Raw genomic sequence first — 13,020 nt, 5'->3', positions numbered from 1 at the left:
CTGGTCGGCCCTCTATTTCCAGAGGCCAAAAGGATAGGATATGTCCGTTTTCTCATTGAAGATTGATATCGCCGATAACAAATTTTTCAACGGCGAAACATCACCGCTCTTTTCGCAAAGCCAAGCCAAACTGGCGCGCCAGTTCCACCAGAAAATAGCTGGTTATCGCCCAACACCGCTTTGTGCGCTGGACGATCTCGCAAACCTTTTTGGTGTGAAGAAAATTCTCGTCAAAGACGAATCAAAACGATTCGGTCTGAACGCCTTCAAAATGCTTGGCGGTGCGTACGCCATCGCTCAATTATTGTGTGAAAAATATCATCTTGATATCGAAACGCTGTCATTTGAGCACCTGAAAAATACCATCGGCGAAAAAATGACTTTCGCGACCACCACCGACGGCAACCACGGGCGCGGTGTGGCGTGGGCAGCACAGCAACTCGGACAGAATGCGGTGATTTACATGCCGAAAGGTTCTGCTCAGGAACGCGTTGACGCCATTCTGAACCTCGGTGCCGAGTGCATCGTCACAGATATGAACTATGACGATACCGTTCGCCTGACCATGCAACACGCGCAGCAGCACGGCTGGGAAGTGGTACAGGACACGGCATGGGAAGGTTACACCAAAATCCCAACCTGGATCATGCAAGGCTACGCAACCCTGGCAGATGAAGCCGTCGAGCAAATGCGTGAAATGGGCGTAACCCCGACGCACGTTCTGCTGCAAGCCGGTGTCGGAGCAATGGCCGGTGGTGTGCTGGGTTATCTGGTCGACGTCTACAGCCCGCAAAATCTGCACAGCATTATTGTTGAACCTGACAAAGCTGACTGTATTTATCGCTCCGGCGTCAAAGGCGACATCGTCAACGTTGGCGGTGATATGGCCACCATCATGGCGGGCCTGGCCTGTGGCGAACCTAACCCGCTGGGCTGGGAAATCCTACGTAACTGCGCCACCCAATTCATCTCCTGCCAGGACAGCGTTGCCGCATTAGGTATGCGCGTGCTGGGTAATCCGTACGGCAACGACCCGCGCATCATCTCCGGTGAATCCGGCGCTGTCGGTTTGGGCGTTCTCGCAGCGGTTCATTATCACCCGCAACGTCAAAGCCTGATGGAAAAACTGGCGCTGAACAAAGATGCCGTAGTGCTGGTTATCAGTACTGAAGGCGACACCGACGTGAAGCACTACCGCGAAGTTGTCTGGGAAGGCAAACACGCTGTAGCACCTTAATCACCCTATTGGAACTACTCCCTGCAAAACGGGGAGTAAAAAATCTGGAGAAAAATAATGGCTAAGAATATTCCATTCAAACTGATTCTTGAAAAAGCAAAAGATTACCAGGCGGACATGACTCGCTTCCTGCGCGACATGGTTGCTATTCCCAGTGAAAGCTGCGACGAAAAACGCGTAGTACATCGTATTAAAGAAGAGATGGAAAAAGTCGGCTTCGATAAAGTTGAAATCGACCCGATGGGCAACGTTCTCGGTTATATCGGCCACGGCCCGCGTCTGGTGGCAATGGACGCTCATATCGATACCGTCGGCATTGGCAACATCAAAAACTGGAACTTCGATCCGTACGAAGGCATGGAAACTGATGAGCTAATCGGTGGTCGCGGTACTTCCGACCAGGAAGGCGGCATGGCATCTATGGTTTATGCCGGTAAAATCATTAAAGACCTCGGTCTGGAAGATGAATATACCCTGCTGGTTACCGGTACTGTGCAGGAAGAAGACTGCGACGGTCTGTGCTGGCAGTACATTATTGAACAATCCGGCATTCGCCCGGAATTTGTGGTCAGTACCGAACCAACCGACTGCCAGGTATACCGTGGTCAGCGCGGTCGTATGGAAATTCGTATTGATGTTCAGGGTGTTAGCTGCCACGGTTCTGCGCCAGAACGCGGTGACAACGCCATTTTCAAAATGGGTCCGATTCTTGGCGAATTACAAGAACTCTCCCAACGTCTGGGTTATGACGAATTCCTCGGCAAAGGCACCCTCACCGTTTCTGAAATCTTCTTCACATCCCCAAGCCGTTGCGCTGTAGCAGATAGCTGCGCCGTCTCTATTGACCGCCGTCTGACCTGGGGCGAAACCTGGGAAGGCGCGCTGGACGAAATCCGCGCCCTGCCTGCAGTACAGAAAGCTAACGCGGTTGTTTCTATGTACAACTACGACCGTCCGTCCTGGACTGGCCTGGTTTACCCAACCGAATGCTACTTCCCGACCTGGAAAGTGGAAGAAGATCACTTCACCGTTAAAGCACTGGTGAATGCCTACGAAGGGCTGTTTGGCAAAGCGCCGGTTGTTGATAAGTGGACCTTCTCAACTAACGGCGTATCTATCATGGGCCGTCACGGCATTCCGGTGATCGGCTTTGGCCCGGGTAAAGAACCTGAAGCGCATGCACCTAACGAAAAAACCTGGAAATCTCACCTGGTGACCTGTGCCGCGATGTACGCTGCAATCCCGTTAAGCTGGCTGGCAACCGAATAATTACTCTTCACTTATTCCCCTCCGGTTCGCCGGAGGGTTTTTGGAGTTTGCTATGCGCGTATTGATCAAAAACGGCACTGTCGTTAACGCAGATGGACAAGCCAAACAGGATTTGCTGATTGAAAGCGGGATTGTTCGCCAGTTGGGCAACAATATTTCGCCGCAGCTCCCGTATGAAGAAATTGATGCCACTGGCTGTTACGTTTTCCCTGGCGGCGTGGATGTCCATACGCATTTCAATATTGATGTCGGCATCGCGCGCAGTTGTGATGATTTTTTTACCGGTACCCGCGCAGCTGCGTGTGGCGGTACAACAACCATTATTGACCATATGGGATTTGGCCCAAACGGCTGTCGGTTACGCCATCAACTGGAGGTTTATCGTGGTTATGCCGCCCATAAAGCGGTCATCGATTACAGCTTTCACGGTGTGATCCAGCACATTAATCACGCAATCCTCGACGAAATCCCGATGATGGTCGAGGAAGGACTGAGCAGTTTTAAACTCTATTTAACCTATCAATACAAACTCAACGATGACGAGGTTTTGCAGGCATTACGCCGTCTGCATGAATCCGGCGCGCTGACCACCGTGCACCCGGAAAATGATGCGGCTATCGCCAGCAAGCGGGCGGAGTTTATCGCCGCAGGGTTAACCGCGCCGCGCTATCACGCCTTGAGTCGCCCTCTGGAATGCGAAGCGGAAGCCATCGCCCGCATGATTAACCTGGCACAAATTGCCGGTAACGCCCCGCTCTATATCGTGCACCTGTCTAACGGCTTAGGTCTGGATTATCTGCGTCTTGCCCGTGCGAATCACCAGCCAGTCTGGGTTGAAACCTGCCCACAATATCTCCTGTTGGACGAACGCAGTTACGATACAGAAGATGGCATGAAGTTCATTCTTAGCCCACCGCTGCGTAACGTACGCGAGCAGGACAAACTGTGGTGTGGCATCAGCGATGGTGCGATTGACGTGGTGGCAACCGATCACTGCACCTTCTCGATGGCTCAACGCCTGCAAATTTCTAAAGGCGATTTCAGTCGCTGCCCAAATGGCTTACCCGGTGTGGAAAACCGCATGCAGTTACTGTTTTCCAGTGGCGTGATGACGGGACGTATAACACCGGAACGCTTTGTTGAATTAACCAGCGCAATGCCCGCCAGGCTGTTTGGCCTGTGGCCGCAAAAAGGATTATTAGCGCCCGGTTCCGACGGCGACGTGGTGATTATCGACCCACGTCAGAGCCAACAAATTCAGCATCGCCATCTCCACGACAACGCCGACTACTCGCCATGGGAGGGTTTTACCTGTCAGGGCGCGATTGTCAGAACCTTATCCCGTGGTGAAACGATTTTCTGTGACGGCACCTTTACAGGCAAAGCCGGGCGAGGTCGTTTCCTGCGACGCAAACCGTTTGTCCCTCCCGTGCTCTAACCACTGCCAGGGATCTATACACAATCAAGAATGATGAGTGAGGAAAAATGAGTAAGAAAATTGTTCTCGCCCTGGGCGGGAATGCGCTGGGCGATGACCTGGCCGGGCAAATGAAAGCGGTAAAAATTACTTCTCAGGCAATTGTTGATTTAATTGCCCAGGGACATGAAGTTATCGTCACTCATGGTAACGGGCCGCAGGTGGGCATGATTAACCAGGCCTTTGAAGCTGCCGCAAAAACTGAAGCGCACTCGCCAATGCTGCCGATGTCTGTCTGTGTTGCATTAAGCCAGGGTTATATTGGTTACGATCTACAAAACGCTTTAAGAGAAGAACTGCTTTCTCGGGGCATTAATAAACCTGTAGCAACGCTGGTTACTCAGGTCGAAGTCGACGCTAACGATCCGGCATTCCTCAACCCGACCAAGCCGATCGGTTCGTTCTTTACCGAGCAAGAAGCAGAGCAACTGACAAAACAGGGTTACACTCTGAAAGAAGATGCTGGTCGCGGCTATCGCCGTGTTGTTGCCTCGCCAAAACCGGTTGATATCATTGAAAAAGAAACGGTTAAAGCTCTGGTAGATGCAGGTCAGGTGGTGATCACCGTTGGCGGTGGTGGTATCCCTGTTATTCGTGAAGGTAACCATCTGCGTGGTGCCAGCGCGGTTATCGATAAAGACTGGGCCAGCGCCCGTTTAGCAGAAATGATTGATGCCGATATGCTGATCATTCTGACTGCGGTAGAAAAAGTGGCCATTAACTTCGGTAAAGAGAATGAACAGTGGCTCGATCGCCTGTCATTAAGTGATGCTGAACGCTTTATCGAAGAAGGTCATTTTGCGAAAGGTTCTATGCTGCCTAAAGTGGAAGCTGCCGCCTCGTTTGCTCGCTCTCGCGCAGGTCGTGAAGCACTGATTACCGTATTGAGCAAAGCGAAAGAAGGGATTGAAGGCAAAACAGGAACGGTGATTTGTCAGTAATTTAAAGGCCGGGTGGGTAATACCATCCGGCCAAAGATTGTCAAGTAAGTGCGCTTTGTTGATGCCGGATGCGGCGCGAGCGTCTTATCCGTCCTACAAAACATCGCAAATTCAATAGATTGCAATGCACTTGTAGGCCTGATAAGCGTAGCGCATCAGGCAATTTGGCGTTTGTCATCAGTCTCAGGCCGGGTGGGTAATACCATCCGGCCATTTTCATTTAAGCCACTTCCAGCACTTCTTTTGTCGCTTTCACGCCCTGATGCATCAACATCATTAACGCCTCAAGTACGCCGCCGCCAATCGCCCGGGCTTTATCAGAAACGCTGGTGAAATCAGCGGTTTCACCACGAGGATCGATATCACCAATTTTAAAACCACCAACCACTGCCAGGCCGTCGTTCAACAAGCCACGCACCATCCCCGTCAACGGTGCTTTAATTTCATGCTCACCAATCCAGGCAATCACATCGCCCTCTTTCACCAGATCGCCTAATTTCACGTTGGATCGCATAATGCCTGCAGCAGGAGCACGGATCACCCGTCGGGTGGTATGCCCCATAATATTGCCAGGAACACCGGTATTCTCCTGCGCACAACCAGAGTAAATCACCTGACCGAGCCAGTGCCCGCGATTTGTTTCAATTACCGCATGACAATCCTTCCCAGCAGTAAAGCCCGGCCCAAGCGCGATTGTTACTGGTGCCATATCTGCCCGCGTTCCCAAATTCTGTTTCGCCAGAATAGCGTCCACCACGCAAAGCGGTTTCAGTTCATCAAGCAATGAACAGGCGGGATCTACCATCACAGGAATGAATCCGCGTTCGGTAAGTTTCATCGCTTCCGCAGAGCTGGTTGCCAGGCGAGCAGTGACGCCTTCGACCGTCATTTCGCCATCGAACACGGCCTGGGCAAACGCCACGGTACAACGAATCACTGTCGGTTTTTCCACTTCCAGCATGATCACTTTAAAACCCGCATGATACAGACGTAGCGCCACACCACTGGCGATATCTCCCGCACCGCGAATCACCACCAGCTGGTGTCCGGAAGGATGAGAAGGTTTCATCATCAGCCCACCCGGCGCGTTATTTTTCACCTGTAATATTTCTGCCAGCACGCTGATGGCGATCTCCTGCGGCGTTTCCGCACCTATGTTGTAACCAACGGGCGCATGTAAACGGGCAATATGTTCTTCAGCCACGCCTTTCTCACGCAATTGGCGCAGGAAAAGCTGAACCTTGCGACGACTTGCCAGCAACCCCAACCATGCAATGGGCTGTTCAATGAGTTTGTCGAGGGCTTCACGATCCTGATTATTCGTGGCAATCAGGACAAAATTATCAGGGCGAATATCCAGTGCTTCCACTGCCGCACCAAACGACTCAGCATGGAGAAGCGTGGTTGATGGTGGGAATAGTTCAGGATTGAGGCTTTCGCGATAAATATCGGCAACGGCAATATCAAATCCTAATAGCGCCGCACTCTGGGCTATCGCCCGGTTGACATGCCCCGCGCCAATCAACACCAGACGTGGACGCATACCATGGACGCTGATAAATACTGACATTGCACCTCCACAATCTGACCCGACAGCATCCGCACCGTTACGAGCCATACGTCCATGGAATAATCGCGGCTTACGTTCCTGCAATGCCTGAAGCGACTCTTCAATCACCTTCCGCTCAACCATTCCGCCACCAATTGTACCGATGATAGAACCATCGGCGCGCACTAACATTTGTGCAGAATGGCGGGGAGTCGAGCCTCGGCTATCAACAATTTGCGCCATCGCAAACGGACAATTTTGCTCTTCGAGTTTTGCAGCCTCTGTGAAAATATTCATACCAACCTCAATGGATATCCTTTCAGTAACCCGGAATACCCGGGCCGCTAATTCACAAATCTGCGCGCGATTGCAGGATGTTCTTGTATATCGCCCAGCCAGATTGCCTCTACGTCATGTTGTTGCAGCGGTTGAAGGAGCTCGCTTTGTGCAATCGCATTCTCACATTGAGAAAAACGGTTAATGAACCAGACTCGCCGACAACCTTGCGGTACGTTTTTAAACGCCCCCTGAGGGTGGCGAACCAGCGCAACGAGATCGCTCAGTTGCAAGGTTGCATCAGGTGTTAACCCGGTAATATCAGCAAACTGCGACCAGCGATGGACATTTTCTGTGCTCACTTTCGCGCCCAAAGTATGTCCTCCCATCACAGCAATCACGCAGCAACTGCTTTTGGGTATGCAAGGTTCGTGCTCATCAGGCGCTTTTAACGGCATTCCACGCGAGCCATCTGCTTCAATGAGAATTACGTCACACTCTGGTCGTTGCACCAGTGCATCAATCGCTTCTGGCGTAAATCCCTGCACTTTTCCCTGGTTCGCTTTCCAGCTGTGAAAACAAAATGAAATGGGGGATGTAAGAGACGCATGAAGAAGCATGGCGGGATCACGACAGAAAACCACGGGCCAGTGTGACTTTGGCATAAACATATGTGTCGTCGTAGTGATTAACACACGCCTGCCGCGAGTCTGGAGCAGTTCTGCCAGCCAAAAAAGCAAGCTGGTTTTCCCCCCAGCACCAACAACAGAAATCACAGTGGGACGTTTCTGCGCACCTAAATCAATGAATAATGCCGATGGGTCAACTATACTTTTCACGAGTCTTTATGACCTCTCTGGGATAAATTACCCCCAACTTAATCCAACAGGAAGTAACGCAATTATCAGGCGTTATTAGCCCCTATAAATAATGGAACCACTATGTCAGCCATCGACTGTATAATTACCGCTGCCGGATTATCATCAAGAATGGGGCAATGGAAAATGATGTTACCCTGGCAACAGGGAACAATTCTTGATACAAGTATCAAAAATGCGTTGCAGTTTTGTAGCCGAATTATTTTAGTCACCGGCTATCGTGGTAATGAACTGCACGAACGTTATGCGAACCAGAGTAATATCACTATTATTCACAACCCAGATTATGCCCAGGGTTTACTAACATCAGTCAAGGCCGCAGTACCCGCAGTGCAAACAGAACATTGTTTTCTCACCCACGGTGACATGCCAACCCTCACCATTAATATTTTTAGAAAAATCTGGTCGTTACGAAATGATGGCGCAATACTGCCACTCCATAATGGCATCCCCGGCCATCCGATTTTAGTGTCAAAACCATGCTTGATGCAGGCATTCCAGCGACCCAATGTCACCAATATGCGTCAGGCACTCCTTATGGGAGATCATTATTCCGTCGAAATAGAAAATGCAGAAATAATTTTAGATATTGATACTCCGGACGACTTTATTACAGCGAAGAAAAGGTATACTGAAATTTAGAAAATGTAGTTAAACGATTGCGTTCAAATATTTAACCCCTCCAGCACTCTTTATCATAATGATAAGGAATCACTGATTTTGAGAAAAGAGAAAAAGTGATAAATGGGCTGGCAATAATAATTTTCAGGAGTGATTTTAATTCTCATTTGGCACCTGTGAGTTCATTCACAAAAAGCCCTTAAGTTTCGAGCCGCCTCACATTTTTTTATATTTCCCGCCAAACCTGGCAAGAGTGGTGCGATTGTTGCTCTATCCCCCTAAACCACCGGATTTCTCAACACCGGTCACTCAATGATATCTGTATAAGCTAAGGAGAGGGTTATGGGGGATATTATGCGTCCCATTCCGTTTGAGGAACTTTTGACGCGCATATTTGATGAATACCAACAACAACGCTCAATCTTTGGTATTCCCGAGCAACAGTTTTACTCACCCGTAAAAGGTAAAACTGTTAGCGTCTTCGGTGAAACCTGTGCCACTCCCGTCGGCCCTGCCGCTGGCCCGCACACGCAGCTCGCGCAAAATATTGTCACTTCCTGGCTGACTGGCGGACGCTTCATCGAACTAAAAACCGTCCAAATTCTTGACCGCCTGGAGCTGGAAAAGCCTTGTATCGATGCCGAAGACGAGTGCTTTAACACCGAATGGTCTACCGAATTTACCCTGCTTAAAGCCTGGGATGAATACCTCAAAGCCTGGTTTGCCCTGCACCTTCTCGAAGCGATGTTCCAGCCTTCTGATTCCGGTAAATCGTTCATCTTTAATATGAGCGTCGGTTACAACCTTGAAGGTATTAAGCAACCGCCGATGCAACAGTTCATCGACAATATGATGGACGCATCTGACCATCCGAAATTCGCGCAATATCGCGATACGCTGAATAAATTACTCCAGGATGACGCATTTTTAGCCCGCCACGGATTGCAGGAAAAACGCGAAAGCTTGCAAGCTTTACCCGCTCGCATCCCCACCGGTATGGTGCAGGGCGTCACCCTCTCCACCATGCACGGCTGTCCTCCGCATGAAATCGAAGCCATTTGCCGTTACATGCTGGAAGAAAAAGGGCTCAACACCTTTGTCAAACTTAACCCAACCTTACTGGGGTACGCGCGTGTTCGTGAGATCCTCGATGTCTGCGGTTTCGGTTACATAGGCTTAAAAGAAGAGTCATTTGATCACGACCTCAAGCTGACGCAAGCGCTGGAAATGCTGGAACGCCTGATGGCACTGGCAAAAGAAAAATCACTCGGCTTTGGCGTAAAACTGACTAACACTCTCGGCACCATCAACAATAAAGGCGCACTGCCCGGTGAAGAGATGTATATGTCAGGCCGTGCGCTGTTCCCGCTCTCCATCAATGTTGCAGCAGTTCTCTCACGCGCCTTTGACGGCAAACTGCCCATTTCTTATTCCGGTGGTGCCAGTCAGCTGACTATCCGCGATATTTTTGATACTGGTATTCGCCCTATCACGATGGCAACCGACCTGCTGAAACCTGGTGGCTATCTGCGCTTAAGTGCCTGCATGCGCGAGCTGGAAGGCTCCGACGCCTGGGGACTTGACCATGTTGACGTCGAACGACTGAACAGACTGGCAGCAGACGCGCTAACCATGGAATACACCCAGAAACACTGGAAGCCAGAAGAGCGTATTGAAGTGGCAGAAGACCTGCCGCTGACCGACTGCTACGTTGCCCCCTGTGTTACTGCCTGCGCTATCAAGCAAGATATTCCGGAATACATCCGTCTGCTTGGCGAACACCGCTATGCCGACGCGCTGGAACTTATCTACCAACGCAACGCCCTGCCCGCCATTACCGGTCATATTTGCGATCACCAGTGCCAATACAACTGTACCCGCCTGGATTACGACAGTGCGCTGAATATCCGCGAACTGAAAAAAGTCGCGCTGGAAAAAGGTTGGGATGAATATAAGCAACGCTGGCACAAACCAGCCGGTTCTGGTTCACGCCATCCGGTTGCCGTGATTGGTGCAGGTCCGGCGGGTCTGGCAGCAGGTTACTTCCTTGCCAGAGCGGGCCATCCGGTTACGCTGTTTGAACGCGAAGCCAATGCGGGCGGCGTGGTGAAAAATATCATTCCTCAGTTCCGTATTCCTGCAGAGTTAATTCAGCACGATATCGATTTTGTTGCCGCTCACGGCGTGAAATTTGAGTATGGCTGCTCACCCGATTTAACCATTGAGCAGTTAAAAAATCAGGGCTTCCACTATGTTCTGATTGCCACCGGCACTGATAAAAATAGCGGTGTGAAACTGGCGGGCGACAACCAAAATGTCTGGAAATCACTCCCCTTCCTGCGTGAATACAACAAGGGTACAGCGCTCAAGCTGGGCAAACATGTGGTCGTTGTCGGGGCGGGTAACACCGCAATGGACTGCGCTCGTGCGGCGTTACGCGTTCCAGGCGTAGAAAAAGCAACGATCGTTTACCGTCGTTCACTACAAGAGATGCCCGCATGGCGCGAAGAGTATGAAGAAGCGTTGCACGACGGCGTAGAGTTCCGTTTCCTGAATAATCCGGAACGTTTCGATGCTGATGGCACCTTAACCTTGCGCGTTATGTCGCTTGGCGAACCGGATGAGAAAGGTCGTCGTCGTCCGGTTGAAACCAATGAAACAGTAACACTGCTTGTAGACAGCCTGATCACCGCCATTGGTGAACAGCAGGATACTGAAGCCCTGAATGCGATGGGCGTGCCGCTGGACAAAAACGGCTGGCCAGACGTCGACCATAATGGCGAAACTCGTCTGACTGACGTCTTTATGATCGGCGACGTACAGCGCGGACCATCCTCCATTGTCGCTGCTGTCGGAACCGCGCGTCGGGCGACCGATGCCATCCTTAGTCGGGAAAATATCCGTTCCCACCAGAACGATAAATACTGGAACAACGTCAATCCAGCGGAAATCTATCAACGTAAAGGCGATATCTCTATCACGCTGGTGAACAGTGACGATCGTGACGCGTTTGTCGCCCAGGAAGCCGCTCGCTGCCTCGAATGTAACTACGTTTGCAGCAAGTGTGTGGATGTCTGCCCGAACCGCGCCAACGTCTCCATTGCGGTCCCAGGCTTCCAGAACCGTTTCCAGACGCTGCACCTCGACGCTTACTGTAACGAATGCGGCAACTGCGCTCAGTTCTGTCCGTGGAACGGTAAACCGTACAAAGACAAAATCACCGTCTTCAGCCTGGCGCAAGACTTTGATAACAGCAGCAACCCAGGCTTCCTTGTGGAAGATTGCCGGGTACGAGTACGTCTGAATAACCAAAGCTGGGTGTTAAACATCGACAGCAAAGGTCAGTTTAACAACGTACCACCGGAGCTGAACGATATGTGCCGCATCATCAGCCATGTCCACCAGCATCATCATTATCTGCTGGGCCGCGTGGAGGTGTAATCATGTTGATTCTGAAGAATGTCACTGCGGTACAGCTACACCCGGCAAAAGTGCAGGAAGGCGTTGATATCGCCATCGAAAACGATGTGATTGTCGCTATCGGCGATGCCCTGACGCAACGCTACCCCGACGCCAGCTTCAAAGAGATGCATGGCCGGATTGTGATGCCAGGGATTGTCTGCTCGCACAACCATTTTTACTCGGGGCTTTCCCGCGGAATTATGGCAAACATCGCCCCTTGCCCGGATTTCATCTCAACGCTGAAAAATCTCTGGTGGCGGCTCGATCGCGCCCTTGATGAAGAGTCGCTCTATTACAGCGGACTGATTTGTTCCCTGGAAGCGATTAAGAGCGGATGTACATCGGTTATCGATCACCATGCCTCTCCGGCGTATATCGGCGGGTCGCTCTCCACATTGCGCGACGCATTTTTAAAAGTTGGCCTGCGCGCGATGACCTGTTTTGAAACTACTGACCGTAACAACGGCATCAAAGAGTTGCAGGAAGGTGTAGAAGAAAACATCCGTTTCGCCCGTTTGATTGATGAGGCGAAGAAAGCGACAAGCGAGCCGTATCTGGTGGAAGCACATATCGGTGCTCACGCGCCGTTTACCGTGCCGGATGCCGGTCTGGAGATGCTGCGTGAAGCCGTGAAAGCCACAGGCCGTGGTTTGCATATTCACGCTGCGGAAGACCTTTACGACGTTTCCTACAGTCACCACTGGTACGGCAAAGACCTGCTGGCACGACTGGCGCAATTCGATCTCATCGACAGCAAAACGCTGGTCGCTCATGGGCTGTACTTGTCGAAAGATGACATCACCCTACTCAATCAGCGCGATGCGTTCCTGGTGCATAACGCCCGTTCAAACATGAACAACCATGTCGGCTACAACCATCACCTTAGCGACATCCGCAATCTGGCGTTGGGAACGGACGGCATTGGTTCGGACATGTTTGAAGAGATGAAATTTGCCTTCTTTAAACATCGCGATGCGGGTGGTCCGCTGTGGCCTGACAGTTTTGCCAAAGCCCTGACTAACGGTAACGAACTGATGAGCCGCAACTTTGGCGCGAAATTTGGGCTTCTGGAAGCCGGTTACAAAGCTGATTTAACCATTTGCGATTACAACTCGCCGACGCCGCTGCTGGCAGACAATATCGCCGGGCATATCGCTTTCGGTATGGGCTCAGGCAGCGTTCACAGCGTGATGGTCAATGGTGTGATGGTCTATGAAGACCGTCAGTTTAACTTCGATTGCGATTCCATTTATGCACAAGCCAGAAAAGCCGCTGCCAGTATGTGGCGTCGGATGGATGCGCTGGCATAA

Annotated in this window: 9 protein-coding genes; 7 read left to right on the top strand and 2 right to left on the bottom strand. The window is 51.1% G+C overall.

Annotated elements, in window-relative coordinates; translation table 11 throughout:
- Window positions 1-40: 40 nt before the first annotated feature.
- Genes dpaL through arcC form a run of 4 tightly spaced genes read left to right on the top strand, consistent with a single transcriptional unit; the run spans window position 41 to window position 4,924 of the window.
- Window positions 41-1,237: a diaminopropionate ammonia-lyase gene (gene dpaL / locus ACU8XX_RS04930; RefSeq protein ID WP_000110501.1), complete on the top strand. Its 1,197-nt coding sequence runs from the start codon at window positions 41-43 to the stop codon at window positions 1,235-1,237.
- Window positions 1,238-1,294: 57 nt separating this feature from the next.
- Window positions 1,295-2,506, top strand: a complete 1,212-nt coding sequence (locus ACU8XX_RS04925; protein WP_240765373.1) for a YgeY family selenium metabolism-linked hydrolase — start codon at window positions 1,295-1,297, stop codon at window positions 2,504-2,506.
- A 52-nt stretch (window positions 2,507-2,558) separates the two neighbouring features.
- Entirely contained in the window at window positions 2,559-3,944 is a 1,386-nt protein-coding gene (hyuA, locus tag ACU8XX_RS04920) for a D-phenylhydantoinase (protein ID WP_001264452.1), read from the top strand.
- A gap of 47 nt (window positions 3,945-3,991) precedes the next feature.
- Window positions 3,992-4,924 carry a carbamate kinase gene (gene arcC, locus ACU8XX_RS04915; RefSeq protein WP_000037992.1) on the top strand — a complete coding sequence of 311 codons (933 nt, stop codon included), beginning with the start codon at window positions 3,992-3,994 and terminating at the stop codon, window positions 4,922-4,924.
- Window positions 4,925-5,144: 220 nt separating this feature from the next.
- Here the strand turns inward: arcC and yqeB are convergent, their stop codons facing one another.
- Window positions 5,145-6,770, bottom strand: coding sequence for a selenium-dependent molybdenum cofactor biosynthesis protein YqeB (gene yqeB / locus ACU8XX_RS04910; protein WP_016242367.1), 1,626 nt, complete (start codon window positions 6,768-6,770; stop codon window positions 5,145-5,147).
- Window positions 6,771-6,817: 47 nt separating this feature from the next.
- Entirely contained in the window at window positions 6,818-7,588 is a 771-nt protein-coding gene (yqeC, locus tag ACU8XX_RS04905) for a selenium cofactor biosynthesis protein YqeC (protein ID WP_001300448.1), read from the bottom strand.
- Window positions 7,589-7,690: 102 nt separating this feature from the next.
- On the opposite strand from yqeC, the gene mocA reads away from it, so the two are divergent.
- The 3 genes from mocA (at window position 7,691) to ssnA (ending at window position 13,020) form a co-directional block, all read left to right on the top strand.
- The gene (mocA, locus tag ACU8XX_RS04900; RefSeq protein ID WP_240765371.1) at window positions 7,691-8,269 is read left to right on the top strand and encodes a molybdenum cofactor cytidylyltransferase; all 579 of its coding nucleotides are present in this window, start codon (window positions 7,691-7,693) and stop codon (window positions 8,267-8,269) included.
- A gap of 321 nt (window positions 8,270-8,590) precedes the next feature.
- The gene (ygfK, locus tag ACU8XX_RS04895) at window positions 8,591-11,689 is read left to right on the top strand and encodes a putative selenate reductase subunit YgfK (protein WP_000502388.1); all 3,099 of its coding nucleotides are present in this window, start codon (window positions 8,591-8,593) and stop codon (window positions 11,687-11,689) included.
- Between the two features lie 2 nt (window positions 11,690-11,691).
- Window positions 11,692-13,020 (top strand): putative aminohydrolase SsnA, encoded by a 1,329-nt coding sequence (gene ssnA / locus ACU8XX_RS04890; protein ID WP_000906252.1) that lies wholly within the window; start codon window positions 11,692-11,694, stop codon window positions 13,018-13,020.

Source organism: Escherichia sp. MAL-1 (genome assembly GCF_052948035.1).
Note: the sequence above shows the minus strand (reverse complement) of the source record. Positions and strands in the feature narration are given on the sequence as shown.